General features: G+C 70.2%; 27 protein-coding genes. 12 read left to right on the top strand and 15 right to left on the bottom strand.

Going from position 1 to position 24705, the window contains the following annotated elements:
• The first annotated feature begins 25 nt into the window (after positions 1–25).
• The 4 genes from FHT37_RS18565 to FHT37_RS18550 all read left to right on the top strand — a co-directional run bounded on the left by FHT37_RS18565 (position 26) and on the right by FHT37_RS18550 (position 3871).
• Positions 26–787 (top strand): ABC transporter substrate-binding protein, encoded by a 762-nt coding sequence (locus FHT37_RS18565; protein WP_183483557.1) that lies wholly within the window; start codon positions 26–28, stop codon positions 785–787.
• Between the two features lie 114 nt (positions 788–901).
• Positions 902–1945 (top strand): tRNA preQ1(34) S-adenosylmethionine ribosyltransferase-isomerase QueA, encoded by a 1044-nt coding sequence (gene queA, locus FHT37_RS18560; protein WP_183483555.1) that lies wholly within the window; start codon positions 902–904, stop codon positions 1943–1945.
• 69 nt (positions 1946–2014) lie between these two features.
• The gene (gene sigJ, locus FHT37_RS18555) at positions 2015–3049 is read left to right on the top strand and encodes an RNA polymerase sigma factor SigJ (RefSeq protein ID WP_183483553.1); all 1035 of its coding nucleotides are present in this window, start codon (positions 2015–2017) and stop codon (positions 3047–3049) included.
• 147 nt (positions 3050–3196) lie between these two features.
• Positions 3197–3871: a PEP-CTERM sorting domain-containing protein gene (locus FHT37_RS18550; protein ID WP_183483551.1), complete on the top strand. Its 675-nt coding sequence runs from the start codon at positions 3197–3199 to the stop codon at positions 3869–3871.
• A gap of 122 nt (positions 3872–3993) precedes the next feature.
• On the opposite strand, the gene argG is transcribed toward FHT37_RS18550, so the two are convergent.
• The 3 genes from argG to FHT37_RS18535 form a co-directional block, all read right to left on the bottom strand.
• Entirely contained in the window at positions 3994–5334 is a 1341-nt protein-coding gene (gene argG, locus FHT37_RS18545; protein WP_183483549.1) for an argininosuccinate synthase, read from the bottom strand.
• Positions 5335–5491: 157 nt separating this feature from the next.
• Entirely contained in the window at positions 5492–6106 is a 615-nt protein-coding gene (locus FHT37_RS18540) for a YigZ family protein (RefSeq protein ID WP_183483547.1), read from the bottom strand.
• Between the two features lie 39 nt (positions 6107–6145).
• Positions 6146–6925, bottom strand: coding sequence for an ABC transporter substrate-binding protein (locus tag FHT37_RS18535; RefSeq protein WP_175538395.1), 780 nt, complete (start codon positions 6923–6925; stop codon positions 6146–6148).
• A 112-nt stretch (positions 6926–7037) separates the two neighbouring features.
• Between FHT37_RS18535 and tgt the strand changes: the two genes are divergently transcribed.
• The 4 genes from tgt to FHT37_RS18515 all read left to right on the top strand — a co-directional run bounded on the left by tgt (position 7038) and on the right by FHT37_RS18515 (position 9747).
• Positions 7038–8165: a tRNA guanosine(34) transglycosylase Tgt gene (gene tgt, locus FHT37_RS18530; RefSeq protein ID WP_183483545.1), complete on the top strand. Its 1128-nt coding sequence runs from the start codon at positions 7038–7040 to the stop codon at positions 8163–8165.
• Between the two features lie 62 nt (positions 8166–8227).
• A complete protein-coding gene (locus FHT37_RS18525) occupies positions 8228–8728 on the top strand; it encodes a hypothetical protein (RefSeq protein WP_183483543.1) in 501 nt (166 codons plus the stop codon).
• Positions 8729–8815: 87 nt separating this feature from the next.
• Positions 8816–9283 (top strand): BPSL0067 family protein, encoded by a 468-nt coding sequence (locus FHT37_RS18520; RefSeq protein WP_183483541.1) that lies wholly within the window; start codon positions 8816–8818, stop codon positions 9281–9283.
• A 5-nt stretch (positions 9284–9288) separates the two neighbouring features.
• Positions 9289–9747 (top strand): STY0301 family protein, encoded by a 459-nt coding sequence (locus tag FHT37_RS18515; RefSeq protein ID WP_183483539.1) that lies wholly within the window; start codon positions 9289–9291, stop codon positions 9745–9747.
• Positions 9748–10057: 310 nt separating this feature from the next.
• Here the strand turns inward: FHT37_RS18515 and FHT37_RS18510 are convergent, their stop codons facing one another.
• The 5 genes from FHT37_RS18510 to FHT37_RS18490 all read right to left on the bottom strand — a co-directional run bounded on the left by FHT37_RS18510 (position 10058) and on the right by FHT37_RS18490 (position 14307).
• A complete protein-coding gene (locus FHT37_RS18510; protein WP_183483538.1) occupies positions 10058–12007 on the bottom strand; it encodes an MFS transporter in 1950 nt (649 codons plus the stop codon).
• Between the two features lie 55 nt (positions 12008–12062).
• Positions 12063–12890: a DUF2145 domain-containing protein gene (locus FHT37_RS18505; RefSeq protein WP_183483536.1), complete on the bottom strand. Its 828-nt coding sequence runs from the start codon at positions 12888–12890 to the stop codon at positions 12063–12065.
• Positions 12887–13333, bottom strand: coding sequence for a hypothetical protein (locus FHT37_RS18500; protein ID WP_183483534.1), 447 nt, complete (start codon positions 13331–13333; stop codon positions 12887–12889). Before FHT37_RS18500 ends, FHT37_RS18505 begins: the two co-directional genes overlap by 4 nt.
• Positions 13334–13395: 62 nt before the next feature.
• Positions 13396–13866, bottom strand: coding sequence for a YiaA/YiaB family inner membrane protein (locus FHT37_RS18495; protein WP_091729361.1), 471 nt, complete (start codon positions 13864–13866; stop codon positions 13396–13398).
• Between the two features lie 177 nt (positions 13867–14043).
• The gene (locus tag FHT37_RS18490; RefSeq protein WP_183483532.1) at positions 14044–14307 is read right to left on the bottom strand and encodes a hypothetical protein; all 264 of its coding nucleotides are present in this window, start codon (positions 14305–14307) and stop codon (positions 14044–14046) included.
• A 74-nt stretch (positions 14308–14381) separates the two neighbouring features.
• Here FHT37_RS18490 and FHT37_RS18485 point away from each other — a divergent pair, with 74 nt between their 5' ends.
• Positions 14382–15146, top strand: a complete 765-nt coding sequence (locus tag FHT37_RS18485) for a helix-turn-helix transcriptional regulator (RefSeq protein ID WP_183483530.1) — start codon at positions 14382–14384, stop codon at positions 15144–15146.
• Positions 15147–15155: 9 nt separating this feature from the next.
• Here FHT37_RS18485 and FHT37_RS18480 read toward each other — a convergent pair whose 3' ends face one another.
• Together FHT37_RS18480 and FHT37_RS18475 are read right to left on the bottom strand one after the other, a co-directional pair.
• Entirely contained in the window at positions 15156–15830 is a 675-nt protein-coding gene (locus FHT37_RS18480; protein WP_183483528.1) for a CAAX prenyl protease-related protein, read from the bottom strand.
• 31 nt (positions 15831–15861) lie between these two features.
• Positions 15862–16782, bottom strand: coding sequence for a LysR substrate-binding domain-containing protein (locus FHT37_RS18475; RefSeq protein WP_310739757.1), 921 nt, complete (start codon positions 16780–16782; stop codon positions 15862–15864).
• Between the two features lie 159 nt (positions 16783–16941).
• Between FHT37_RS18475 and FHT37_RS18470 the strand changes: the two genes are divergently transcribed.
• Positions 16942–17583 (top strand): NAD(P)-dependent oxidoreductase, encoded by a 642-nt coding sequence (locus tag FHT37_RS18470; protein ID WP_091729349.1) that lies wholly within the window; start codon positions 16942–16944, stop codon positions 17581–17583.
• A gap of 31 nt (positions 17584–17614) precedes the next feature.
• Here FHT37_RS18470 and FHT37_RS18465 read toward each other — a convergent pair whose 3' ends face one another.
• Together FHT37_RS18465 and FHT37_RS18460 are read right to left on the bottom strand one after the other, a co-directional pair.
• Entirely contained in the window at positions 17615–18469 is an 855-nt protein-coding gene (locus tag FHT37_RS18465; RefSeq protein WP_183483526.1) for a 23S rRNA (adenine(2030)-N(6))-methyltransferase RlmJ, read from the bottom strand.
• A 30-nt stretch (positions 18470–18499) separates the two neighbouring features.
• On the bottom strand, positions 18500–19708 hold the full coding sequence (locus tag FHT37_RS18460) for a right-handed parallel beta-helix repeat-containing protein (protein ID WP_183483524.1): 1209 nt from the start codon (positions 19706–19708) through the stop codon (positions 18500–18502).
• Positions 19709–20034: 326 nt separating this feature from the next.
• On the opposite strand from FHT37_RS18460, the gene FHT37_RS18455 reads away from it, so the two are divergent.
• On the top strand, positions 20035–21111 hold the full coding sequence (locus tag FHT37_RS18455; protein WP_091729342.1) for an alkene reductase: 1077 nt from the start codon (positions 20035–20037) through the stop codon (positions 21109–21111).
• A gap of 22 nt (positions 21112–21133) precedes the next feature.
• On the opposite strand, the gene FHT37_RS18450 is transcribed toward FHT37_RS18455, so the two are convergent.
• The 3 genes from FHT37_RS18450 to FHT37_RS18440 all read right to left on the bottom strand — a co-directional run bounded on the left by FHT37_RS18450 (position 21134) and on the right by FHT37_RS18440 (position 24081).
• Positions 21134–21706 carry an MOSC domain-containing protein gene (locus FHT37_RS18450; RefSeq protein WP_091729337.1) on the bottom strand — a complete coding sequence of 191 codons (573 nt, stop codon included), beginning with the start codon at positions 21704–21706 and terminating at the stop codon, positions 21134–21136.
• The gene (locus FHT37_RS18445; RefSeq protein ID WP_183483522.1) at positions 21672–22985 is read right to left on the bottom strand and encodes a GAF domain-containing protein; all 1314 of its coding nucleotides are present in this window, start codon (positions 22983–22985) and stop codon (positions 21672–21674) included. The genes FHT37_RS18450 and FHT37_RS18445 overlap by 35 nt, the downstream gene beginning before the upstream one ends.
• Before the next feature lie 166 nt (positions 22986–23151).
• Positions 23152–24081, bottom strand: a complete 930-nt coding sequence (locus tag FHT37_RS18440) for a DMT family transporter (protein ID WP_183483521.1) — start codon at positions 24079–24081, stop codon at positions 23152–23154.
• A 107-nt stretch (positions 24082–24188) separates the two neighbouring features.
• Between FHT37_RS18440 and FHT37_RS18435 the strand changes: the two genes are divergently transcribed.
• Entirely contained in the window at positions 24189–24689 is a 501-nt protein-coding gene (locus tag FHT37_RS18435; RefSeq protein WP_183483519.1) for an Lrp/AsnC family transcriptional regulator, read from the top strand.
• Positions 24690–24705 lie beyond the last annotated feature (16 nt).

Genomic DNA, 24705 nt, shown 5'->3' with positions numbered 1-24705 from the left:
CCTGGCCCGCCCGCACCGACCGATCATGACCACCCGCCGCGACAGCCTCCTCCGGCTCGCCGCCGCCGCCTTGCCGGTGCTGCCGTTGCTGCCGGCGCGGGCGGCGGAGCGACCGCTGCGCCTGGTCGCGACCGAGTTCCCGCCCTACACCGGCAGCGCGCTGCCGGGCGGCGGCGTGGCCTGCGAGGTCACCCGCGCCGCGCTGCGGCAGGCCGGTCGCGAGATGGAACTCAGCTTCCGGCCCTGGGCGCGTGCGCTGCTCGAGTTCCAGCGCGGCGACCACGACGGTGTCATCGGCACCTGGCGCTCCGAGGAACGCGAGCGCACCATGCGCTTCCCGCCGCCGCTGGGCATCGTGAACCAGGTCGGCTTCATGGCGCGGACCGACCGCAGGCGCCGCATCGATGACCTGGGCGCGCTGGCCGGGCTGCGCATCGGCGTCGTCCACGGCTACGTGAATCCGCCCCGCTTCGACGCGGCGAACCTGTCCGTCGAAGGCGCGGTGGACGACCTGGCCAACCTGCGCAAGCTGCTGGCCGGGCGCGTCGACCTGGTGCTGATCGACAAGGGCGTCGGCGCCCACCTGCTGGAGACGCAGCTGCGCGAGGCGGCCGGCAGGCTGAGCTGGCTCGATCCGGCGGTCTCGGAGATCCCGCTGTACACGGTGTTCTCCAAGGTCCGGCCCGAGGGCGAGCGCTTCGCCGCCGCGCTTTCCCGAGGCGTCAGCGAGCTGCAGGGCACTGGCCGGCTGGCGGCGCTGCTGCACCAGGGCGCGCGCTGGCAGTGAGGCCCCGCGGCCCGGCCGCGCCGGGCGCCCATGGGAGAATCGCCGCTTCCGTTCCCCCTCCGTCCCCCTCCGTTCCCTTCCGATTGGCACGGGTCCGTCCGGCCCTCAACGCGCATGTCCCGTCACTTCACGGTGAGCGATTTCGACTTCGCTCTGCCCCCCGAACTCATCGCCCAGCATCCCGCCGCCGAGCGCAGCGCCTCGCGGCTGCTCGATGGCCGCGCCGACCCACCGGTCGACCGCGTGTTCCGCGAGCTGCCCGAGCTGCTCCATCCCGGCGACCTGCTGGTGTTCAACGACACCAAGGTCATCAAGGCGCGCCTGTACGGCGCGAAGGCCAGCGGCGGGGCGGTCGAGGCCCTGGTGGAGCGGGTGCTGCCCGGCACGCGCGAGGTCTGGGCCCACATGCGCGCCAGCAAGAGTCCCAAGCCGGGCGCGGTGGTGCGTTTCGCCAAGGCCTTCGATGCCGAGGTGCTGGGCCGCTGCGGGCCGGATGACGGCCTGTTCCACCTGCGCCTGTCCGGCGATCCGTTCGAGCTGCTGGAGCGGCACGGCCATGTCCCGCTGCCGCCGTACATCGCCCACGACGACTCCGCCGACGACGTGCGGCGCTACCAGACCGTGTTCGCGCGTGAGCCCGGGGCCGTCGCCGCGCCGACCGCCGCGCTGCACTTCGACGAGGCGCTGCTGGCGCGCCTGGCCGAGCGCGGCATCGGCACGGCGCATGTGACGCTGCACGTCGGCGCCGGCACCTTCCAGCCGGTGCGGGTCGAGTCGCTGGCCGAGCACAAGATGCACAGCGAGTGGTTCCAGGTCACGCCCGAGACCGTCGACGCGATCGCGCGCTGCCGCGCCGCCGGCGGCAAGGTCACCGCGGTCGGCACCACGACGCTGCGGGCGCTGGAGTCGGCCGCACTCGGCGGCGGCCTGAAGGCCGGCGCGCGCGAGACCGACATCTTCATCACGCCCGGTTTCGACTTCCAGGTCGTGGACCGGCTGGTGACGAATTTCCATCTGCCCAAGAGCACGCTGATGATGCTGGTCTCGGCCTTCGCCGGTTACGAGCCGATCATGGCGCTGTACCGCCATGCGATCGCCCAGCGCTACCGCTTCTTCAGCTACGGCGACGCGATGCTGCTGGAGCGCGCCCGCGGCTGAGCCCCCGCCGGTGTCACAACCGGGTAGGCTGCGTCGTCTTGTGAGCAAGACGACACCGGACGACGCGCCATGCCCGACATCGATTCCTCCCCAGCCGCTGCTTCCGATGGCGGCCACGCCGCGCCGGCGGCGGCCGACCAGTCCCCGGCGGCCCGCGCGCTGCGCTTCGACCGGGAGCACGCGCGCCCGCTGCGCGCGCTGGCCTACCGGATGCTGGGTTCCCGCGCCGAGGCCGAGGACATCGTCCAAGAAGCCTGGCTGCGCTGGGCCGATGTCGACGAGACCACGGTGCGGCACGTGGGCGCCTTCCTGTCGCGCCTGGTGACCAACCTCTGCCTGGACCGCCTGCAGTCGGCGGCGGCGCGGCGCGAGCAGTACGTCGGTGTCTGGCTGCCGGAGCCGCTGGTCGACGAGGCCAGCGACTGGTCACCCAGTCCCGAGGCGCAGGCCGAGTTCGCGCAGGACGTGTCGGTGGCCTTCCTTCTGACGCTGGAGCGGCTGTCGCCGCTGGAGCGGGCCGCCTTCCTGCTGCATGAGGTCTTCGAGCTGGACTTCGACGAGATCGCGCGCCGCCTGGGTCGCAGCGCCGCGGCCTGCCGCCAGCTGGCGAGCCGGGCGCGGCAGCACGTCAAGGCGGACTACGCGCGCCACGAGGTCGAGGACGAGGAGCGCCAGCGCCTGTTCCAGGCCTTCATGGGGGCGCTGCAGTCCTTCGACGTCGAGGGCCTGGCCCGCGTGCTGACCGACGACGCGGTGCTGCTGGCCGACGGCGGCGGCAAGGCGTCCGCGGTGCCGCGGATGCTCGAGGGCGGCGCGCTGGTGGCGCGGACCTTCGTCGGCTTCGTCCGGATGCGCACCAGCCGGGACTGGCGCGTGCGGCCGGCGCAGATCAACGGGCTGCCGGGCTACATCGTCTACGACACCGCCGGCGAGCCGATCCAGACGGTGGCGCTGCGACCCGCGACGGCGCCCGGCCGCATCAGCGCGATCTACGTCCAGCGCAATCCGGACAAGCTGCGCCACCTGCCCCGCATCGATCCGTTGGCGCTCCCCGCACCGGATCGGCCCGCAATGCCCGACCCGGGTGCGGACACGCCCCCCTGAAGCGCGGGATGCGCCCATCCGGGGCGTGACGCAAGTCCCGACCCCCGATGCGGACTGTGGTGTCCCCCCGCGCCCACGGGGGGTTGTGAATCCCTACCTTTAGGGACAATCGCCGCCACAAGACCTCTTCACTGCTCGGGACTTCTCATGACGCCGTTGGTTCGTACTTCCATCGCCGTGGCCGCCACGCTGTTCAGCGGCCTGGCCGCCGCCACCACCATCGGCGGACTGGTGAACACCGGCGCCGGTCTGGCTGCCGGCAGCAAGGACAGCAACTACTCGTTCTCCGCGATCGGCAACGCGGCCGGCCTGACCGGCAACGGCATCGTCAGCAACGGCAGCCTGGATCCGTTCCCGAGCTGGCTGGCCAACACGGCCAGCTCCTCGTGGCTGATCCCCGGCGCCAACCAGAACACGAACTACAGCCCGACCTCGAACTCGGTCTTCACCTGGTCGCTGAGCTTCGACCTGACCGGCTTCGACGCCAGCAGCGCGTCGTTCACCGGCCAGTGGGCGGCGGACAACAAAGGCGTGCTGCTGCTCAACGGCAACGTGATCTCGACGATCTCCAGCCAGCGCGGTTACGCGGGCTGGACCTCGTTCGCCGCCTCGACCGGTTTCCTGGCGGGCGTGAACACGCTGCAGTTCGTCGTCACCGACAACGTCGACCGCACCTACAACTTCACCGGCCTGCGCGCGGAGTTCCTCAGCTCCAACGTCAACGCGACGATCGCGCCGTCGGTGCCGGAGCCGCACAGCTACGCGCTGATGCTGGCCGGCCTGGGCGCGCTGGGCTTCGTGGCGCGTCGCCGCCGCGGCTGAACGCCCCACGCTCGATGAGCAGAAGCCGCTGAGTGATCAGCGGCTTTTTTCATTGCGCCGCCGGCCGCCCAACGAAAAAGCCGCCGATGAATGGCGGCTTTCGAGCCAGAGGCGCGGAGGGCTTATTCGTCGCCGCCGGTCAGCAGCGGGATGGAACCCTCGGAGTTCTTGCCCAGCAGGCCCGCGCGGCTGTACACGCCGAGCTTCTCGCGCGTGTCGGCGATGTCCAGGTTGCGCATGGTCAACTGGCCGATGCGGTCGGCCGGCGAGAACGCCGCGTCTTCCACCTTTTCCATCGACAGGCGCTCCGGCGCATAGGTCAGGTTGGGGCTGACGGTGTCCATGATCGAGTAGTCGTTGCCGCGGCGCAGCTCCAGCGTCACTTCGCCGGTGATCGCGCGGGCGACCCAGCGCTGGGCGGTCTCGCGCAGCATCAGGCACTGCGGGTCGAACCAGCGGCCCTGGTACAGCAGGCGGCCGAGCTTCATGCCGTTCATGCGGTACTGCTCGATCGTGTCCTCGTTGTGGATGCCGGTGACCAGGCGCTCATAGGCGATGTGCAGCAGCGCCATGCCGGGGGCCTCGTAGATGCCGCGCGACTTGGCCTCGATGATGCGGTTCTCGATCTGGTCGCACATCCCCAGGCCGTGGCGGCCGCCGATGCGGTTGGCTTCCATGAACAGCTCGACGGCGTTCGCGAACTGCTGCCCGTTGAGCGCGACGGGGACGCCTTCCTCGAAGCGCACGGTCACCGTCTCGGCCTTGATCGCGACGTCGTCCCTCCAGAAGGCCACGCCCATGATCGGGTTGACGATGTTCATGCCCTTGTTGAGGAACTCCAGGTCCTTGGCCTCGTGGGTGGCGCCCAGCATGTTGGAGTCGGTCGAGTAGGCCTTCTCCACGCTCATCTTGTAGTCGAAGCCATTGGCGATGAGGTATTCGCTCATCTCCTTGCGGCCGCCGAGTTCATCGATGAAGGTCTGGTCCAGCCAGGGCTTGTAGATCTTGAGCGCCGGATTGGCGAGCAGGCCGTAGCGGTAGAAGCGCTCGATGTCGTTGCCCTTGAAGGTCGAGCCGTCGCCCCAGATGTTGACGCCGTCCTCGCGCATCGCCACGACCAGGGCGGTGCCGGTGACGGCGCGGCCCAGCGGCGTGGTGTTGAAGTAGGTGGCGCCGCCGCTCTTGATGTGGAAGGCGCCGCACTGGATGGCGGCGATGCCTTCGGCCACGAGCTGCGCGCGGCAGTCGATCAGGCGGGCGATGTCGGCGCCATAGGCCTTGGCCTTGCGGGGGATCTCGTCGTAGTCGGACTCGTCGGGCTGGCCGAGGTTGGCGGTGTACGCGCAGGGGATCGCGCCCTTGCCGCGCATCCAGTGCACCGCGGCGCTGGTGTCCAGGCCGCCCGAGAAGGCGATGCCGACGCGCTCGCCGGCGGGAATCTTTTGGAGGATGGTTGCGGCCACGGGCAGTCTCGCGCGGAAGTGGGAAAACAGCCGGCGATTCTAGGGCGCGCTCGGCGGGCAGGCTTCGCGGATGGGCGATGGAGAGGTGGCGCCGATAGCAGCCCTTTTAAGGGCCGCTAACCCAGGATTCAGGGGCTAATGGCCCCTAAAAGGGCTGTTATCGCGCTGGAGCCAGTGGATCTTCCGGGCCTGAGAGCCACCCGATCCGGCCCTGCCCTGACTCGCCGAGCGAGGCCATGAAGCCCTCGGCCGCCGACTCCGGCAGCCTCAGCGTGACCTCGACGAGCGCGTCATGCGCCACCTCGACCAGCTCGGCGCCCGCCTTCTCCGCCTCGCGCCGCAGCAGGCCTTCCTGCGCGTAGGGCAGCGTGCAGCGCAGCGTCCGCAGCCGCACCATCGGCACTTTCTCCGCCTTCAGCAGCGCCTGCGCCACCGCGTCGGTGTAGGCCCGCACCAGGCCACCCGCGCCCAGCTTCACGCCGCCGAAGTAGCGCACCACCGTCGCCAGCACGCCGTCCAGATCCTGGTGCCGCAGCACCTCCAGCATCGGCCGGCCGGCGGTGCCGCCGGGCTCGCCATCGTCGTTGGCGGCGGACTGGCCCCCCGCCATCAGCGCCCAGCAGACATGCGCGGCGCCGGGGTGCTCGGCACGGAGCTGCGCGACGCGCGCCAGCGCGGCGGCCCGGTCGGGCACGGCCTCGACACAGCCGAGGAAACGGCTCTTCTTGATGATCAGTTCGGCGTGGACCGGCGCGGCAAGGCTCGAGGGCATGAGCGCGATTGTCACGGCGCGCCGGTCATGCGGTCGTGCTCACGGCATGTCGGAGAGATCGCCGAGATGCCGCCGCTTGATCGACTCCACCGTGCCGTCGCGCAGCATCTCATCCATGGCGTGGCGCATGCGGTCGCGGTCCTGCTGCGGCACGCGCTGGCGGGAGAGCGCCAGCGCGCCGATGCTGCGTTCGTGGGGCGCGTAGGACATCGCCACGAAGGACGCGAAGGCGGGATCGGCCCGCCGGGCGCTCGCCAGGCTGTGGGCGCCCAGCACGACGGCATCGCCCCGGCCCGCCTTGAAGATGCGCACCGCGGTCGGCTGGTCGGGGGCGTCGTCGATGCGGCCCTGGGTGCGCAGCGTCGCGATCCAGGACTCCAGCGTCGGCGTGAAGGCGTAGCCACGCACGACGATCAGGCGCCGCTTCGAATCGGCGAGGAAGGCCGCCGGCGTCGTGAGCGCGCCCGCCAGCGCCGGCCGCAGGACCACGTACTGCCGGGACTCGATGTAGGGGATGAACTCGACGAGCAGTTCGCGCTCGGGCGTCATCAGCGCGGAAACCGTCATGTCCATCTGGCCGGCGCCGATCTGCGCCCAGATGCGCACGCGGGATTCGGTGCGCGCCACCAGCTTGCAGCCGCTGCGGCGGGCCAGTTCATCGATGACGTCCTTGTCGATGCCGGTCCAGCGGCCCTGGGCGTCGCGATAGTAGAGGGCGCTGTACTCGTACAGGCCGACCGTGTACGGCCCACAGGCGTGCGCGCTCGTCGCGACCAGACAGGCGGCCGTCGCGGCCAGGGCGGCGATCCAGGACCTCAAGATGCTTCTCCCAGGAGTCTGCGCCCCCAATTGGGACGGGAGTCTACGTCGCCCCTGGGGGAGCCGGTCGGGCGAAACCCCCATCGAAGGGGGGCCGATAATCGCGGCCATCATGCTGAAGTTCGAACTGCTCAAGACCGAGGGCCGCGCGCGACGCGGCGTCATGACGCTCAACCACGGCGTCGTGCAGACGCCCATCTTCATGCCGGTGGGCACCTACGGCACCGTCAAGGGGGTGATGCCGCGTTCGCTCGAGGAGATGGGCGCTCAGATCATCCTGGGCAACACCTTCCACCTGTGGATGCGGCCGGGCCTGGACATCATGAAGCAGTTCGGCGGCCTTCATAAGTTCGAGAGCTGGAACAAGCCCATCCTGACGGACTCGGGCGGCTTCCAGGTCTGGTCGCTCGGCGAGATGCGCAAGATCAGCGAGGAGGGCGTGAAGTTCGCGTCCCCGGTCAATGGCGACAAGCTGTTCCTGACGCCCGAGATCTCGATGCAGATCCAGACGATCCTGAACAGCGACATCGTCATGCAATTCGACGAGTGCACGCCGTATGAGACCAAGGGCCAGCTGACGACCGAGAAGGAAGCGCGGCTGTCGATGGAGATGAGCCTGCGCTGGGCCAAGCGCTGCCAGGACGAGTTCGCGCGGCTGCAGAACCCGAACGCGCTGTTCGGCATCGTGCAGGGCGGGATGTTCGAGCAGCTGCGGGACGTGTCGCTGGCGGGCCTGAAGGACCTGGACCTGCCGGGCTATGCGATCGGCGGGCTGTCGGTCGGCGAGCCCAAGGCGGACATGCTGCGCATCCTGGACCACATCGCGCACCAGCTGCCCGACAACAAGCCGCGCTACCTGATGGGCGTGGGCACGCCGGAGGATCTGGTCGAGGGCGTGCGCCAGGGCGTGGACATGTTCGACTGCGTCATGCCGACCCGCAACGCGCGCAACGGCCACCTGTTCACTCGCTTCGGCGACCTGCGGCTGCGCAATGCGCGCTACAAGGCCGATGAGAAGCCGGTGGACGAGACCTGCAGCTGCTACTGCTGCGCCAACTTCAGCCGCGCCTACCTGCATCACCTGGACCGCTGTGGCGAGATGCTGGGCCCGATGCTGACCAGCGTGCACAACCTGCACTACTACCTCAACCTGATGAAGGAAGTGCGCGAGTCGCTGGACGCCGGCGACTTCGAGGGCTTCCGCACCCGCTTCCTGGCGGATCGGGCGCGCGGGATCTGAGCTTCGGAAATCCCGGGGGCGGATTCAGAGGGCCCTAAGACGCGGCGTGTGAAGATCGCCCGATGCTGAAGCTGCTCATCGCGCCGTTGCGCTGGCTGATCCGCGTCGTCCTTGCCGTCGTCATCCTCTTCGAGGAATGGGGCTGGGAGCCGCTGCAGCGGGTGATGGCGGCCATTGGCCGGCTGCCGGTGCTGCGGCAGCTGGAAGCCGTGGTGCGACGGCTGCCGCCGTACCTGGCGCTGGTCGTGTTCCTGCTGCCGGGCCTGATGCTGCTGCCGATCAAGCTGCTGGCGCTGTGGCTCATCGGCATCGGCCGCCCGGGACTCGGGCTCGCCGTCATCGTGCTGGCGAAGGTCGTTGGCACCGCGATCGTCGCGCGGATCTTCGCGCTCACGCATCCTGCGCTGATGACCCTGCCGTGGTTCGCGCGGCTCTACGGCCGCTGGACCGTCTGGAAGGAAGCGCTGCTCGCCTGGATCCGGGCGAGCGCGGTGTGGCGATCGGCGCGGGCGCTCCGGCTGCGGATCCGTCGGGTGTTTCGGCGCGGCGCCAGTGGCGCCTGAGCCGGAGCCGCCAAAGTGACTTTGGTGGATAGGGGCGAGGAAGCGACCTTCCTAGACTCTGGCCGATCTCACTCGACCGTCCGATCTGTGGCCACTTCCGCTCCCGCCCGCGCCTTCTCCGAGCACCTCGGCGCCGTGCTCAACCCCTCCCAATACGTCGGCAAGGCGCCCTTGAATCGCCCCGGTTCATCGGCCACGCCTTGCGTGGAACTGGTGAAGCAGAACACCGATGCACCACCGACCCAGCCCAACAGCTGGAAGCGCGGCATGGACCTGACGCCGAAGCTCGTGGCAGGCCTGGCCGTCGGCACGCCGATCGCCTCCGGCTGGACCGCCGCGGGCTACTACCCCAACAACTCGACCGGCCAACACGCCGGGATCTTCAATGGCGCTGTTCGGGACAAGTCCGGCGTGGTGATCGGGTTCAATATCGTCGAGCAGTACAACAACATCGTCGCGATCACCGAACGGGTGGTCTACTTCGAGCCCGACAAACATGGCAAGCGCGCCAGCTATCTGAACAACGGGCTGGACTACGCGACCATCCAATGGTGATCCTCATGCGAACTCCGCTTCAGCTCCGTCAAGTCGTCGCGGCGGCCACGCTGCTTTTCGGGATGGTCGCCGCGATCGCCGCGCCCGAGCCCTTCAGCTGCCCGATGCAGATTCCCCTGACCCAGCAGTCGCTGGCGACAGCGCCTTCGGGCTGGGAGGCGACCACCGCGGGCAGCGAGCGCACCCAGCACGACCTCACCAACTTCGCCGTCAACGGCGGCCCGGTCGGCTCTCCCAATGGCGAGATCTACGACAAGGAAGAAGAGCGCAAGGACGGCAAGGGCGGTGCGACCCGCACGCAGCGCTGGAACCTTCAGGGCATGTCCGGCGGTTTCGCCGTCTGCAGCTACTTCCGCACGCGCGTCGAGCTGGCTCGCTCGCTGGACGGCTATTCCAGCTGCGAAGTGGTCTACAAGCGCTCGAGGAACAGCGACTTCAAGATGGCGTCAGCGACCTGCCGCTGACGCTGGAAGGGAACCTTGGCCTGAAGCCAGCGCGGTGCGGCACTCGGCGCGGGTGCTCAAGCTTTGGAGCCATCGGCTTATACGACGCGGGACGCGCAGCATCTGATCACCTGCTGCACGCATGCAGGAACATGTGAGAAGCCGGCGCAACACCTGACCCCGGAAAGCGGAAGGCCTCCTTTCGGAGGCCTTCACACTCTTTACACTGGGTCGCGCCCTTTCGGGTTGTCTAGCCAGCGCGTCGGGGGCGACTGTATGCCGCCGATGACGGCCTGGCAACCGCTCCAGTGCCCCTCAGGACGGCGACCACTCAGCCCCGCGCCTCCGACGGCTGCGGCCGGCTCGCCGCCGCAACCGGGTCGAGCAGGCCCTGCACCTTGGCGCGAAGCTCCTCGACGCTCACGTCGTGCGGCAACGGCGCCCCGACCTTCACCTCCAGCCGCCGTCCCGGGCGCAAGCTCCCCAGCCGCGCGGCGGTCGATTTGCCGTTCCTCGCGAACGCGGTCTCCCACAAGCCGCTCAGGCCCACCGGGATGACCGGCACCGGGTTGGCGTCGAGCATCCGGCGGATGCCGGGCTTGAACTCCGCCAGCTGACCATCGCGGGTCAGCGCGCCCTCGGGGAAGACGCACACCAGCTCACCGTTGCGCAGGGCCGCATCCACCGCGGCCAGCGCCCGCTCGAGCGTCTCGGGTTCCTTCTTCGCCGACGCGATGGGAATGGCGTTGACCTGGCGGAACAACCACGACAGCACCGGCACCCGGAAGATGCTCGCGTCCATCACGAAGCGGATCGGCCGCGGGCAGAGCGCGCTCAGGACCAGCGCGTCCACGTAGGAGACGTGGTTGGGCGCGAGGAGGGCCGGTCCTTCCTCCGGAATGTGGTGGGCGCCCGTGGTGCGGAGCCGGTAGATCGTGTGGACCACGAACCAGCTCATGAAGCGCCACAGGAACTCGGGGACGGTCCGGTAGATGTAGATCGCCACCAGTGCGTTCAGGCCGGCGCAGATCAGGATGATGCTCGTCACCGAGACGCCGTAGGCGAGCAGGCCGGCCGACATGCCGGCGGCGATGACCATCGCGACGGCGTTCAGGATGTTGTTCGCGCTGATGATGCGCGACTGCCGCTCCGGCGCGGTGCGCAGCTGGACGAAGGCGTACAGCGGGACGATGAAGAGGCCGCCGAACAGGCCCAGCAGCGCGACGTCGCCGAGGACGCGGAGGCTGCCGCTGGTGGCGAGGAACTGGGTCCAGGTCAGCGGCAGGCTGGCCGAGGAGGCCTGCAGCGCCGCGGCGAAGCTGTCGCAGGACCAGGCCAGGTCCGCGGTGAACAGCGACAGGCCGATGGAGCCGATGGGCACCAGGCCGATCTCCACCTTGTGGCCCGACAGGCGCTCGCACAGCAGCGAGCCCGCCGCGATGCCGATGGAGAAGGTGGCCAGCAGGACCGTCACCACCGTGGTGTCCCCCTGCAGCACTTCCTTGCCGAGCCCGGGGATGTGCGAGAGGACCACGGCGCCCACGAACCAGAACCACGAGATGGCGAGCAGGCTGTTCCAGACGCCTTCGCCTTCACGCTTGCCCATCTTCACCGTCGCGAGGGTCTCGGACACCACGCTGAAGCGGAGCTTCAGGTCGGGCGCCGCCTCGCCGGTGGCCGGGATGAACAGGCTGGAGGCCAGCCCCAGGATGGCGAAGGCCAGCAGCGCGATGGACAGCCAGAGCGGGTTGGTCGTCATCGCGGCCATGACGCCGGCCACCAGCGTGCCCAGGAGGATGCTGAGGAAGGTGCCCATTTCCAGCAGGCCGTTGCCGCCGGTGAGTTCCTCCTTGGCCAGGACCCGCGGCAGCAGCGAGTACTTGACCGGACCGAAGAACGCCGAGTGGCAGCCCATCGCGAAGATGGACGTGAGCAGCACCGGCAGGCTCTTCATGTAGAAGCCCGCGCTGGCCACGACCATGATCGCGACCTCGGCGGCCTTCACCGCGCGGATGACGCGGGCCTTGTCGAACCGGTCGGCCAGCTGCCCGGCATAGGCCGAGAACAGCACGAACGGCAGGATGAAGAGACCCGCCGCCATGTTCGCGACCAGCCCCGCGGATAGCGTCGTGTACTCGGTGGCGTGGAAGGTGACCAGCAGGATGACCAACTGCTTCAGGAACGAGTCGTTGAACGCGCCGGCCAGCTGCGTGGCGAAGAACGGTCCGAACCTGCGCTGCCCCAGCAGGGCGAATTGGCTGGTGTGGGAAGAGTCGCTCATGGGAGGGCTCGCTGAGGGAGTCAGGGGAGGGTGGGGCGTCGGCGGGAGGGCCCGGTCAGGGGCCGGCCGTGACGCGTTGCATCGCCTGGCCGCGGCCGGTGCGGCTCAGCCAGCTGAAGATCGTGTCGGCCGTCGTGGTCTCGATGTGGCCGGAGAAGCGGCGCGCCGACGGATGGTCGTCGAAGGCGACGTTGGCCATGCCGATGCGCGCGCCCAGCCGCTTCGCGGTCGACAGGCGCAGGTCCGACGGCGTGTAGCCCTGGCGCTTGAGCCAGTCCTGCGCCTGGGCGCGGTTGAAGACCTCGCGCGGCGCGGCGGCCGCGGCCAGGGTCTCCAGCACCCACTGGTTGCTCTGCTGGTACTCGCGCGACCAGGGGTAGGCCACCATGCTGTAGGCCGGCGTGTGCATGGCCGCGGCCCGCGCGTTCTCGCGCAGCAGCGGCAGCAGCGCCTGCTGCAGTTCGGGCTGCAGCACCGAGAAGGCGGCTTCGTAGCGGACCGGGTTGTCCATGAAGAACTCGCCCAGGCCCTGCCGGTAGAGGTCGGCCAGCGCCGTGCCGCATTGGTTGAGCTTGTGCATCACGCGCCAGACCGGCTTGGCGCTCGCGCCGCTGCCCGCCGTGTCGCGGTAGACGAAACCCACATGCGACCAGCGCAGGCCGTACTCGGTCAGGTCCTGGCCGGCGCGCGCGAGCAGCACCACCTCGGCGCCGCTGCGGTCCAGCGCCGCGGCGGTGGCCTGGGCGAGGTCCATGCCGCGGCGGATCTGGTCGGGCGAGGGCGGCTTGTCCTCGCACGGCCGGCCGGCCTGCGCCGGACCGGCCGCCAGCAGCGCGCCCAGCGCGGCGGCGACCAGCAAGCCCCTGGGGTGCGCGCCGCTCATGGCGTGACGCGGTCCCGCTGGGTGACGCGTTCGTTGTGAAGCAGCGAGGCGCCGATCTCGTTCGGAATGAAGGCGATGGCCTCCCCGGCGGCGGACAGCACGTAGCCGGTGCTGATCGCGGTCACGACGACGGCCGTGCCGATCGAGGTCGCGGCGCCGGCGACCACCTTGCCGGAGAACTCGACGCTGAGGCGCGCGCCGTCGGACGCGCGCTCCAGCACCCAGACGGTGCCGCGGGCGGTGCTCTCGATGGCGACGACCACGAAAGCCGCGCCGGCGGACAGCACCACCGACGGCGCGACCACCGAGATGGCGACCGGCACCGCGGACAGCGCCGCGCTGGCGTCGCTCGGTCCGCCGTGGGCGCGGGCCGCGCCGCTGGCGCCCAGCAGGGCGAGGGTGGTGGCGGTCAGGACGCTGATCAGGGACAGGCGGGCACGCATGGCGGAGCTCCTGGAAGGCGGGCGAGCGGGGCTTGGACGGGGCGGCGAGGCGGGCGGGCGCATCACTCGGCGGCCGCGACGGCTTCGCGGTGGGCCTCGCGGCGGCCTTGCAGGCGGGCCTCGGCGAGGTCGGCCTCATGTGCATCGCGCAGCATCTTCGCCAGCGTGAACACGTTGGAGATCAGGTAGAGCCAGCACACCAGCAGGTAGGCCTTCCAGACGGGCTGGATCTCCATGCGCCACAGGCCCCAGCCGGTGAGCGCCATGGCCAGGCCGAAGCCGCTCCACACCACCAGGCCCCACATCGGGGTGTCGGTGCGGGTGGCCTGGTTGTCGCGGATGTACTTGGACAGCGCGAAGGCCGTGGACAGGCAGAACACATAGCCCATGACCATGAAGGCCCGGTCCAGGTCGGCGCCCGGCAGCCAGGCCAGGCCGATGGCGCACAGCGCCACGCTGATGCCGAAGGAGATCCACACCTGGTAGCGCCAGGCCTGGGTGTCGCGCTGGACGCGGATGTGCGGGGTGTTCATGTCGTCGTTCCTCCTCGATGAAAGGTCCCTCGGGACCGATGGGTTGCCGGTGGCGATGGCGCGACTGTCGCTGTCCTCGCCCGGGCCCCCCTGATGTTTGGCGGCGAGTATCGCGCGCCGCCCGTCCCGGTATCGATCCGTGCTACCGCGCGGGACGACCCGGTTCAGGGGGGGCGATCAGGCGGGCGTCGGGCCGAAATGCCGGGCGGTCGCGTAGACCGACGCCCCCAGCGCTTGCCCTTGCCAGCGAGCCAGCCGCTTGAGGGCGAGATCAAACATCAGCGGGTGGTGGTCCCGCAACGCCCCCAAAGGAGCGACGTGGCTTTCATCGAGCACCCCCGCCCGGACGAGTTGCGGCAGGCGCACCAGCGGCAGCACGCCCGGCAGCGGGTAGTCGGAGCCATGCAGCAGCCGGTCGTGCCAGTCCTGGCGGCGCAGCACCGGCCGCTGCGGTATCGCGAGGCGGCCCCCGCGGGGTCGATCGACGCTACCAAACTGCGCTAACGTCCGCCGCCATGGCGAGCACGCAATCCCTCATCGACCTCATCAAGACCGAGCTCAAACAGGCCGGCATCAGCTACGCGCAGCTGGCGACGGCGCTGGACCTGTCCGAGTCCAGCGTCAAGCGCATGTTCGCCGCGGGCGGCGAGATGCCGCTGTCGCGGATCGACGAGCTGTGCCGCGTCCTCAAGACCGACTTCGCCGAGCTGTCCCAGCGCCTGGCGCAATCCCAGCCGCTGCGCCGCGAGCTGACGCTGCAGCAGGAACGCGAGGTCGTCGCCGACGAGAAGCTGCTGCTGACCGCCCTGTGCTGCCTGAGCCAATGGAGCTTCGAGCAGATCGTGGCGACCTACCGGATGAGCGAGGCCGACGTGACGCGCGCGCTGGCGCAGTTGGACCGGCTCGGCATCATCGAGCTGCGGCCGCTGAACCGCTATCGGCTGCAGGTCGCCAAGACCTTCCGCTGGCGACCGCAGGGGCCGGTGATGGGCTTCTTCCGCGAGCACGTCATGCAGGACTTCTTCGCCGGCGGCTTCGACAACGATGCGGAACTGCTGATGCTGGTCCATGGCCAGCTCAGCCCCGGCATGGCGCGCGAACTGCGCGACCGGCTGCAGCGTGTCGCCGAGGACTTCGCCCGCCAGCACCTGCTCGACCAGAAGCTGCCCGACCACGAGAAGCGCCAGTTCACGCTGGTGATGGGCATGCGCTGCTGGCTGTTCGAGCGCTTCAAGCACCTGCAGCGGCCGGCCGGCGTCACGAAGGCGATGAGCCGCTGATCGCGCCTGTCACCAGAATTCCCAGCGCCCGCCGTACACGACCCAGATCCCGAGCACGCCGTTCGTCACCGCGTGCGCGATGACGGCCGTCCACAGCTTGCCGGTGCGGACGTAGAGCCACGCATAGGCCGCGCCGGCGACGATCGCCGCCAGCCACAGCGTGTGCGCGAGCATGAAGACGAAGGTCGAGAGCACTATCGCCCGCAGGCCCGCCGCTCCGGGATCGACGCTCTCGAACCGCGGGCTGGCGATCCAGCGCATCAGGAAGCTGCGCCAGAAGAGCTCCTCCATCACCGGCACGATCAGCGCCGCGCCGATCCAGCGCACCGCGATCAGCGGCCAGTCGGGCGTGCCCGCCGCGGTCGTCGGCACGAAGGGGGCGGTCGCGTCGCCGAGCCGCATCCACGGCGCATCCAGCGAGATCCACAGCCCGAAGACGACCAGGCCGACGACGACGCTCAGTCCCGCCTCGCCGGCGGTGGGGCGGTTCTGGCGGGCGAATTCGCCATAAGCGCGCCAGAACCAGGCCAGCGCGCCACCGACCACGACGAGGTTCAGCGCATAGATCCAGCGCGGGTCGAGGCCCCAGGCGTTTTCCTCGGGCAGGGCGCCCCGCAGCGCCAGCAGCGACATGAAGAGCGCGAACGGGACGATGCGGGCCCAGGCGGCTTGACTCAATGGCATCCGGCGAATGTAGCGGCCCGGGGCGACGGGATCATGCGGGCGGGGCCTGGATGTCGCTCCGGGACCCCGCGAACGCGTGGCGCAGCGCCTCGATCGCGTGCCGGACTTTCGCTGGCTGCGCATCGCGCTGCGGCGTCATCACATAGACCGGCAGGGTCGGCAGCGACCAGCCCGGCAGCAGCGGCAGCAGGCGACCCTGCGCCTGCGACTCGTCGACGTCCTCGGCGCCGAGCATGGCCAGGCCCATGCCGGCCTCGCAGAACTGCTGCAGGCTGAGCTGGTTGTTGCTGCTGGCGCGCGGGCTGATGCGCAGCATCTCCTCGCGGCCCTCCGGGCCCACCAGCGAGAAGCTCCGGATCGCGCCCGTGTCCGAGCGCAGCAGCAGCCAGTCGTGCCGCGTTAGGTCCGACATCGACACCGGCACGCCGCGGCGCGCCAGGTAGGCCGGCGCCGCGTACAGGCCGACCGTCTTCTGTCCGATCCGCTGCGCCGCCCAGCTGCTGTCGGGCAAGCGGCCGAAGCGCACCGCCAGGTCGATGCGCTTGGCGACGAGGTCGGTGAAGCCGTCATCGACCTCCAGGTGCAGGCTCAGGCCCGGATGCGCCGCCAGCAGCGGTGCCAGCGCCGGCCCGATCTGCCGCGCCGCGCCGACCGGCGCGCTGATCCGCAGCTCGCCTTCCGGCGCGTCGCGCAGGTGGTTCAGCTGGGACTGCGCTTCCCGCGCGGCCGCCAGCATGGCCTGACAGCCCTGCACGAAGCGCTCGCCGGCCGGCGTCAGGCTGATGCGGCGCGTGGAACGGTGCAGCAGCGTGACGCCCATGTCGCGCTCCAGCGCGCGCAGTTGCTGGCTGACGGCGGAGGTGGTCGTCTGCAACTGCCGGGCCGCCGCCACCAGGCTGCCCTGTTCGACGACGGTGGCCAGCACGGCCATGCGGCGGAGTTGATCCAGCATCGGGGGGATTGTGTAGATGGTCTAAAGAATGAAGGAGGATTCTGAGGACTTCATCGGCGATTGTGAAGTTCCTACAGTGGATCCCGTCGCGACGCTCCTGTCGCATCCTCCCGAATTCCTCGGAACCACCCTCGGAATCTCCCTCGAAAGGACTCCCTCATGAAAGTCGCCCTGATCGGACCCACCGGCTTTGTCGGCAGCGAAGTGCTCAAGGAACTGCTGGCCCGCGGCCACGAGGTGATCGCGCTGGCGCGCGATCCGTCGAAGCTCGAAGCGCGCAGCGGCCTGACCGTGGTCCGGGCCGATGCCAAGCAGGCGGACCAGGTGGCCGCCGCCGTCGAGGGCGCGGACGCGGTCGTCAACGCCTTCAACCCGGGCTGGTCGGTGCCGGACATCCACACCGAGTTCCTGGAAGGCACCCGCGCCATCTATGCCGGCGTGAAGCGCGCCGGTGTGAAGCGTCTGCTGGTGGTCGGCGGCGCGGGCAGCCTGTACGTGGCGCCGGGCGTGCAGCTCGTGGACACGCCGGAATTCCCGGACCAGTGGAAGCAGGGCGCGCTGGCCGCGCGCGAGGCGCTCAAGCTGATCCGCGACGAGTCCTCGCTGGACTGGACTTTCCTGTCGCCGGCCGTGCACCTGGAGCCGGGCGAGCGCCGCGGCAGCTACCGCGTCAGCCTGGACACGCCGGTGATGGACGCCCAGGGGCCGGCCCATGTGTCGACCGCCGACCTGGCCGTCGCGATCGTCGACGAGCTGGAGCGCCCGCAGCACATCCGCCGGCGCTTCACCGTCGGGTACTGATCGCGTCGTCCGCGCCCGCGGGCGTGGGCGTTCAGGCGCTCTGCTGCTCGAGCAGGTAGTTGGCGTCGTCGTACTGGCCGAGCGTGTCCACCAGCGTGGGCAGGCATTCGGCCAGCTTGTCGTGCAGCACGAAGGGCGGATTCACGACGAACATGCCGCTGCCCATCATCCCGAAGCCGCGTTCGTCCGCCTGCGCGACGGTCAGGCGCACATGCAGCCAGCCCTTCTTCGCGACGGGCTCGGCCGCGGCCTTCAGGCGCTGCACCAGCTGCACCGACTCGACCGTCTGCAGCTGCGGATACCAGATCGCGACCGTGCCGTCGGCGAAGCGCTGCAGCGACTCGCGCAGCGCGGCCACGACCTTGCCGTAGTCGGCCTTGATCTCGTAGGGCGGGTCGATCAGCACGACGCCGCGGCGCGACGGCGGCGGCAGCTCGGCCTTCAGCGACGCGAAGCCGTCCTGCTGCAGCACCTGGGTGTTGGGCCGGTCCTCCAGGTAGCTCGCGAGGATGCGGTGGTCGGTGGGATGCAGCTCGTAGCAGCGCAGCCGGTCGTCGAAGCGCATCAGCATGCGCGCGATCGCCGGCGAGCCTGGGTATTGCTCCAGCTTCTTGCCGGGGTTGAAGTCCTGCACCAGCTGCACGTACTGCTGCAGCGGCCCGGGCAGGTCCTTGCGCGCGTAGAGGGCGGCGATGCCGCCCAGGTGCTCGGCGTTCTTCTGGGCGTAGCGGCCGTCGAGCGCGTAGCCGCCGGCGCCGGCATGGGTGTCCACCACGGTGTAGGCCTTGTCCTTCTCCGCCATGTAGCGGAGCACCTCGGCCAGCACCAGGTGTTTGAGCACGTCGGCATGGTTGCCGGCGTGGAAAGCGTGTCGGTAAGCGAGCATGGGCAGGACTGTAGCGTGCCGGCCCGGGCCTCACAGCTGGAAGGCGCCCGGCGAATACGGCGTTCCCGCCGGCACTTCCTGGAGCGCGCACGGATGCAGGTACTGCATCGCCGGCTTGAGCCGCTGCCCGTCGACCGCGCCCGCGTCCACCGCGCGCCCGATCAGCGGCGAAGCCGGCCGCAGCCGGAAATCGAATCGGTCCGGATCGACGAAGCTGTCCAGCTCGACGAAGTAGTTGTGGTGCTGTTCCCGGTCGGGCCCGGCCGGCAGCTCCTGCTTGCCGCACAGCAGGTTGTTGATCAGCCGCAGCTGCTGCGCGCGCTGCGCCATCCGCAGGTAGACGCCGCCGGCCTGCCGCCGGTCGACCAGCGTGTTGTTGATCAGGTGCAGCTCGTGGCGCCGGTGCGTCAGCCCTTCGCTGCCGTAGGCGATCAGGTGGTAGTTCTCGGTCGACGGACTCTGCTGGATCAGGTTGCCCATCACCAGCGCGACGCCGCCGTTGGGGAATTCGAGCTCGAAGCTCGCGCGGCCGGTTTCGTCGGTCAGCCGGTTGTAGAAGATGTGGTTCACCGCCGCCCGCGACTTCAGCAGGTGGCCCGAGGCGCCGTGGTGGAAGTAGCTCGCCAGCACCGTCAGGCGGCCGATCGCGCCGACGTAGCAGTTGTGGGTGCGGCCCTCGCCGGGCGCGATGGGCCCGAAGTCGCAGGACTCGATGCGCAGCTCCATCGTCGGATCGTTCCCGGCGAGCAGGCCGTTCTCGTTGTCCTGGAAGCGGCAGTCGCGCAGCGTCAGTGATCCGCGCTCCAGCCGCACGCCGGCGCCGTTGCGATCCGGCACGCGGGCGCCGATGAAGTCCAGGCCCTCGATCGTCATCCGTCGGCCGGTGGTGACGAAGATGCCCTTGCCCTGCGCATGCGCCCCGTTGGCCAGCAGCCGCACCCGCCCGCCGACGGCCCGCAGCGTCAGGTCGTCCTGCGGCCAGACGGCCACGTCGCCGGGGTAGTCGCCGGCCTGCACCTCGACCGTCATGCCGGGCCGCGCCTGGGCGGCGGCCGCGGCGAGGGTCTTCACCGGATGGTCCGGACCGACGCGCAGCACCGCCGTCGCGCCGGCCGGGGCCTGGGCTCGCGCCCCGATGAGCCAGGGTGGCAGCGCCAGCAGGGCACCCGTGCGCAGCCACTGGCGACGGTCGACGCCGAGGACGGCACGACGGGGATCGAACGGGGAACCGGATGTCATCGGGGCCTCCCAGGTCATGGCGGGATCAGCGTCGCGGGACATGCGCCGGGCCGGCAGGGCGCGTCGGCGCGCGTCATGCACACGTCAAAGCCCGGTCGGGCGCGCGCCGGGCGGGACAGCGCGTCATGGACGTGGCGCCCCGCGCGGACGGGCGAGTGTAGCCAAGCGACCTGGCGCGCCCGCGGCCCGCCGCCAAGCCCCCAGCGAGCGTCCGGACTGTCGCCAAGGCGCTGCGCCGGCCGGGTTCGCTCGCTAAGCTGCGGCCCATCCTGAACCGGCGCCCCGCGTGGGCGCCTTCGCTTTCCCTTCCGCATTCCAGAGTCACCATGCCCAGTCTCTTCGACCCCCTGCAAGTCGGCGCCGTTTCCCTGTCCAACCGCGTCGTGATGGCGCCGCTGACGCGCAACCGCTCCGTCGGCCTGGTGCCCGGGCCACTGGCCGTCGAGTACTACCGCCAGCGCGCCTCGGCCGGCCTGATCATCAGCGAGGGCGCCCAGATCATTCCCGAGGGCCAGGGTTATCTGGACACACCGGGGATCCACTCGCCCGAGCAGATCGCCGCCTGGAAGCAGGTCACCGACGCGGTGCATGAAGCCGGCGGCAAGATCGCCGTGCAGCTGTGGCACGTCGGCCGCATCTCCCATGCGGACTTCCAACCCGCGGGTGCCCCGCCGCAGTCGGCGACCGACCGTCAAGCCAAGAGCAAGACCTTCACCAAGGACGGCTTCGTCGACGTGGCGGCGCCGCGGGCGCTGACGACCGAAGAACTGCCCGGCATCGTGCAGGCCTACGTCCACGCGGCCCATGCGGCGATGGCCGCGGGCTTCGATGCGGTCGAGGTGCACGGCGCCAACGGCTACCTGCTGGACCAGTTCCTGCGCGACAGCATCAACGACCGCACCGACGCCTACGGTGGCTCGATCGAGAACCGCGCGCGGCTGCTGCTCGAGGTGATGCAAGCCATCGCCGAGGCGATTGGCGCCGACCGCACCGGGCTGCGCCTGTCGCCGGTCACGCCGGTCAACGACGCGGGCCAGGACAGCGATGCCCAGGCGCTGTTCAACCATGTCGTCGAGCAGCTGTCGCCGATGAAGCTGGCCTTCCTGCATGTGATCGAGGGCCACACCGGTGGTCCGCGCGATGTCGCGCCGTTCGACTACGGCGCGCTGCGCAAGCGCTTCAAGGGCGTGTACATCGCCAACAACGGCTACACCCGGGAGATGGCGATCGAGGCGGTGTCCAGCGGCCACGCGGACGCGGTGGCCTTCGGCCGCAGCTTCATCTCCAATCCGGACCTGGTGCGCCGGCTGCGGCTCAATGCGCCGCTGCAGAAGGCCCATTCGGCCACGATGTACGGCGGCGGCGCCGAGGGCTACACCGACTATCCGGCGCTGGCGGACTGAGCGGGGCGCCGCAGGACGAGGGTCAATCCTTGCCCTTCGTCTTCGACCGGAAGAGCTCGGCGATCGAGACCTCGCGCGGCCCGGGCCGGACGGTGAAGGCCTGCCCCGCCGCGATGGTGCCGGGCTGCCGCACCGCGAGGTAGAACCCGCACCAGCCGCTCTGGGTCATCATCTTCGCGGCCTTGTTGAAGCCCATGACCGCGTTGAACTTGAAGCAGGGATAACGCGGCTCGCTGATCGCGAGCTCGCAGTCGGGGAAGACCAGCACGTCGCCGATCCAGGCGTCGCCTTCGAGCAGGCCGGTGATCGACAGGTTCTCGCCCACCGCGCCCCAGGGCAGCGGCGCCTCCCAGCCCGCGACCTGCGCCTGGGCGCGCACCGTGCGCCAGAAGTCGTAATGCTCGGCGGGGTACGCGTAGACCGCCTTGGACAGGCCGCCGTGGACGCTGGGATCGGCTTGCTCATCGCCCTCCACGCCGAGGGGGCGCACCTCGCGCGCCTCGGCCACGGGCTGCTTGCGGATGCCGGTCATCACCGGCCGGCCGTCGATGAGCAGCGGTTCAGCGCGGGCCGTGTTCAGACTGATCAGTTGCATCCGGCGATTCTGCCGCAGGCGTGGTTTCGACCAGGCCGGGCTCGCGCTGGCGCAGCGCCTCGCGCAGGGCATCGAGCTCGCGCGCCTGATGGCGCTCGCGCCGCAGGTGCTCGAGCGCGAAGGACAGGTCGCCGGCCATCTCGTCCAGCAGTCCCATCACCTGGGGATCGAAGAAGTCCGGCTCGCCCGCGAGCAGGCTGAGCGCGCCCACCACCTCGCCGCCGCGGCGCAGCGGAAAGGCCGCCATCGACTCGACGCCCGGCGGGATCAGCGGCGCCCCGGGCGCCGTCAGGCTCGGATCCTCGAGCGCGCGGTTGCTGACCTGATGCGTGCCCTCGAGGATCGCGCGGGTCGCCATCGAGCTCCGCGCGAACGGCGCATCGGCACGCCAGCGCTGTGGCGCGCCGGGCATCAGCCGGTCGGCCGGGCCGTGGTCGGCGACCCGCTCGAAATGATCGCCATCGACCAGCACCACCGCGGCGAAGCGCGCATGGCCGGTCTCGACGCAGATGCGGCACAGGTCCTCGAACAGGTGCTGCTCCGCGCGGGGATCGTGGAGCGCCTCGGCCTCGCGGCGCACGATGCGCTGGTTGGTCTGCGACAGCGCCTGGTAGAGCCGCTGCAGCCGTTGGCGCGACTCCTGGCCGGCGCGGCGCTCCTCGTCGTAGCGGGTCCAGACGGTGCAGACGACAACGCCGCACAGGCCCGCGGTGAGCAGCACCAGCAGCAGGCCGAGGTGGGCGGCGTCGGTGGCGCCTTGCCGGGCGCGTTCGGTGTCGACGCGCGCCTGGCTGAGCTGGAAGGCGATCAGCTCGTCGAGCATCCGCATCGTGGCCAGGCGGCGCTGGTTGAGCTCGCGCAGGGCTTCGGGGGTCGGCGGCAGGTTGGCGGTCAGCGCGGCCCAGAGCTGGTCCAGCTGCGGCTGGGTGCGGGCGATCAGGGCGGTCTCGGCCGGCGCCATGCGGGTGGCCAGGTAGCGGCGCCAGAGCGCGCGGGTGGCATCGGCCAGGCGACGGCCGGCGCTGTCCAGCTGCGCGGCGTCGGGCTGCTGCGCCTGCGCGATCAGCAGCGCGCCCAGGTGCTGTGCGCCGAGCGTGTGCTCGATCTCCCGCAGCAGGTCCACCGGCACGAGGCGGTCTTCATAGAGGGATTGCGCGATGCCGGCCAGCCGGCTCGACTGCCACCACCCCAGCAGCGCCGACGCGGCCACCAGCGCAAGCGCGAGGCCCAGGACCAGGTACAGGCGGGCGCGGAGGCTGAGGCCGGTGGGAGCGGACATGAGCGTCGGGAACCTCGCGGTGGACGCGCCGAGCATAGGGGCTTTCGACGTGCCGGCGCGGCCCCGGCGGGTCGGGACTTGCCCGAGCAGCGTGGGGGCACAACGCTGGCCTGTCACCGGCGGAGTGCCTCGCCGGGTGAGCTCAGGTCCCGCTTAAGGGGGGCCTTCAGCGGGGCGCCGTGCTGGCCCGGACGGCGAGCACCACGCCGAGGCTGACCACCATCACGCCAAAGGCGGTCAGCGCGGTGGGCGACTCGCCCAGCAGGGGGATGGCCAGCAGCGTCGCGAGCACCGGCGCCAGCGCGCCCACCATCGCGCACTTCGCTGCGCCGAGCAGTCGGATCGACATGCCATACAGCAGCGTCGAGAACAGGCCGACGCCCACGCCCTGGACCGCGGCGAACATCAGCAGCTCGTTTACCGGCGCCGCCGCGAGTCGCGACTCCACCAGCCCCGAGCCGACCAGGGCGGCGAGCGCGACCACCGACGGGTAGGTCACGACCATGACGCCGGACAGCGGGTCCAGCCCCGCCAGCCGCAGGCCATGGGTGTAGATCCCCCAAAGGAGGCTGGCGAGCAGCAGCACGCCCGCGCCGACCATGGCATGCGGCGATTGCGCGCCGAACCCCCACACCATGAGGGCCACGCCCACCAGGATGAGGGCCAGCCGCCGCATCCGCGCGGGGGAGACCGGCTCCCGCCACAGCAGCCAGCCGATCACCGCGAAGGACACCGGCGTGGTGCCGGCGATGAGCGCGCTGACATGCGCGGCCGAGGTGAACTTGCCGCCCAGCGAGGCGATCAGGAAGAAGGGAAGTCCCGCGCCGCAAGCCACCATGACCCAGCATTTCACCGGCAGCGCCCGGAGCGCGGCGAACCGCGAGGGCAGAAAGGGCGCCAGCGCGAGCGCCGGCACCAGGAAGCGGATCAGCGCCACGTCGGTGGGCGCGAGGCTGGAGCTGCCGATGGCGCGGATCGACAGCGAGAAGCTGGCCCAGATCACCAGCGTCAGGCCCATCGTCAGCCAGCCCACCCACGGGCGGGGCGGCGCGGCGATCGAAAGGGGGGAGGCGGAGATGGGCTGGAGGGACTTCATGGCGTTCTCGTCGGACCCGGGAATTCTCGATTCGCCGGTCCAGCGGAAGCGTTCAAAGTCACGCGTTATCGGGCTTGTGGTTGGCAGAAGCTGCTAATGTCCAGCACATGGACAGCAAGGACTACCAAATCATCGCCGCCCTCCAAGCCAACGGGCGAATGACCAACCAGGAGTTGTCGGAGCAGGTGAGCCTGACGCCGACCCCCTGCCTGCGCCGGCTGCGCATGCTGGAGGAGTCCGGGATGATCCGCGGCTACACGGCGGTCGTCGACGAGGAGGCCTTCGGCCTGCCGGTGACCGCCTTCGTCGGTGTGAAGCTGAAGGAGCACACCGCCGACGCCGTGCGCAAGTTCGAGCGCGCCATCCAGGCGGTCGACGCCGTGCTGGACTGCTACGTGATGACCGGTCAGGTGGATTACCTCCTGCGCGTCCTGACGCAGAGCCTGAAGGACTACGAGCGCTTCGTCCGGCAGGAGCTGCATGCCATCCCCGGGATCCAGTCCATCGACACGAGCTTCGCCTATGGGCGGGTGAAGCGCAGCGTGGTGTTTCCGAGCCTGGATTTGAAGACGAAGCGGATCACCCGCGGGCCTCGCACAGGGGAGTGAGCCACCGGATCGCAGC

It is taken from the genome of Mitsuaria sp. BK037 (genome assembly GCF_014193045.1).
GTDB lineage: Bacteria > Pseudomonadota > Gammaproteobacteria > Burkholderiales > Burkholderiaceae_C > Roseateles.
This window is presented reverse-complemented; position numbering and strand designations above follow the sequence as displayed.

What these genes read in the sequence shown, in the direction of transcription:
- FHT37_RS18565 (WP_183483557.1), top strand. Translation starts at nt 26, where the DNA reads ATGACCACCCGCCGCGACAGCCTCCTCCGGCTCGCCGCCGCCGCCTTG.
- queA (WP_183483555.1), top strand. Translation starts at nt 902, where the DNA reads ATGTCCCGTCACTTCACGGTGAGCGATTTCGACTTCGCTCTGCCCCCC.
- sigJ (WP_183483553.1), top strand. Translation starts at nt 2,015, where the DNA reads ATGCCCGACATCGATTCCTCCCCAGCCGCTGCTTCCGATGGCGGCCAC.
- FHT37_RS18550 (WP_183483551.1), top strand. Translation starts at nt 3,197, where the DNA reads ATGACGCCGTTGGTTCGTACTTCCATCGCCGTGGCCGCCACGCTGTTC.
- FHT37_RS18540 (WP_183483547.1), bottom strand. Translation starts at nt 6,106, where the DNA reads ATGCCCTCGAGCCTTGCCGCGCCGGTCCACGCCGAACTGATCATCAAG.
- tgt (WP_183483545.1), top strand. Translation starts at nt 7,038, where the DNA reads ATGCTGAAGTTCGAACTGCTCAAGACCGAGGGCCGCGCGCGACGCGGC.
- FHT37_RS18525 (WP_183483543.1), top strand. Translation starts at nt 8,228, where the DNA reads ATGCTGAAGCTGCTCATCGCGCCGTTGCGCTGGCTGATCCGCGTCGTC.
- FHT37_RS18515 (WP_183483539.1), top strand. Translation starts at nt 9,289, where the DNA reads ATGCGAACTCCGCTTCAGCTCCGTCAAGTCGTCGCGGCGGCCACGCTG.
- FHT37_RS18510 (WP_183483538.1), bottom strand. Translation starts at nt 12,007, where the DNA reads ATGAGCGACTCTTCCCACACCAGCCAATTCGCCCTGCTGGGGCAGCGC.
- FHT37_RS18505 (WP_183483536.1), bottom strand. Translation starts at nt 12,890, where the DNA reads ATGAGCGGCGCGCACCCCAGGGGCTTGCTGGTCGCCGCCGCGCTGGGC.
- FHT37_RS18500 (WP_183483534.1), bottom strand. Translation starts at nt 13,333, where the DNA reads ATGCGTGCCCGCCTGTCCCTGATCAGCGTCCTGACCGCCACCACCCTC.
- FHT37_RS18495 (WP_091729361.1), bottom strand. Translation starts at nt 13,866, where the DNA reads ATGAACACCCCGCACATCCGCGTCCAGCGCGACACCCAGGCCTGGCGC.
- FHT37_RS18485 (WP_183483530.1), top strand. Translation starts at nt 14,382, where the DNA reads ATGGCGAGCACGCAATCCCTCATCGACCTCATCAAGACCGAGCTCAAA.
- FHT37_RS18480 (WP_183483528.1), bottom strand. Translation starts at nt 15,830, where the DNA reads ATGCCATTGAGTCAAGCCGCCTGGGCCCGCATCGTCCCGTTCGCGCTC.
- FHT37_RS18475 (WP_310739757.1), bottom strand. Translation starts at nt 16,782, where the DNA reads ATGCTGGATCAACTCCGCCGCATGGCCGTGCTGGCCACCGTCGTCGAA.
- FHT37_RS18470 (WP_091729349.1), top strand. Translation starts at nt 16,942, where the DNA reads ATGAAAGTCGCCCTGATCGGACCCACCGGCTTTGTCGGCAGCGAAGTG.
- FHT37_RS18465 (WP_183483526.1), bottom strand. Translation starts at nt 18,469, where the DNA reads ATGCTCGCTTACCGACACGCTTTCCACGCCGGCAACCATGCCGACGTG.
- FHT37_RS18460 (WP_183483524.1), bottom strand. Translation starts at nt 19,708, where the DNA reads ATGACATCCGGTTCCCCGTTCGATCCCCGTCGTGCCGTCCTCGGCGTC.
- FHT37_RS18455 (WP_091729342.1), top strand. Translation starts at nt 20,035, where the DNA reads ATGCCCAGTCTCTTCGACCCCCTGCAAGTCGGCGCCGTTTCCCTGTCC.
- FHT37_RS18450 (WP_091729337.1), bottom strand. Translation starts at nt 21,706, where the DNA reads ATGCAACTGATCAGTCTGAACACGGCCCGCGCTGAACCGCTGCTCATC.
- FHT37_RS18445 (WP_183483522.1), bottom strand. Translation starts at nt 22,985, where the DNA reads ATGTCCGCTCCCACCGGCCTCAGCCTCCGCGCCCGCCTGTACCTGGTC.
- FHT37_RS18440 (WP_183483521.1), bottom strand. Translation starts at nt 24,081, where the DNA reads ATGAAGTCCCTCCAGCCCATCTCCGCCTCCCCCCTTTCGATCGCCGCG.
- FHT37_RS18435 (WP_183483519.1), top strand. Translation starts at nt 24,189, where the DNA reads ATGGACAGCAAGGACTACCAAATCATCGCCGCCCTCCAAGCCAACGGG.